This is a genomic window from Acinetobacter sp. NigerLNRRAM0016, assembly GCF_054112845.1.
In genome coordinates, this window is sequence record NZ_JBSYVT010000133.1 from 1 (window position 1) to 343 (window position 343).

At 37.0% G+C, this 343-nt stretch carries 1 protein-coding gene; it reads left to right on the forward strand.

Translation table 11 applies throughout. From position 1 onward, the window contains the following. Positions 1–282, forward strand: a 282-nt coding sequence (locus ACWQ4X_RS19855) for an integrase core domain-containing protein (protein ID WP_004777403.1), incomplete at its 5' end; no start/stop codon positions are given. Positions 283–343: the final 61 nt, after the last annotated feature.

Genomic DNA, 343 nt, shown 5'->3' on the forward strand with positions numbered 1-343 from the left:
ACCAGTGATGCATTTATTGATGTATTGAAATCAAATGGCATTCAAATCAGTATGGATGGTAAAGGTCGATGGGTAGATAATGTGATGGTTGAACGATTATGGCGGAGCGTTAAATATGAAGAGGTGTATCTCAAAGCTTATAGCAGTGTCACAGATGCGAAAAAGCAATTAAGTGCATATTTTGAGTTTTATAATTTGAAACGACCTCATTCGAGTCTAGACAAAATGACACCAAATGAGTTTTACTATGATCAGCTACCCCAACAAAACAAGGTGGCTTAACTAGAGCGGAATATCACTTATAAATACGCTTTTAGTTGTTCAAACAAGTGGGACCACCTCT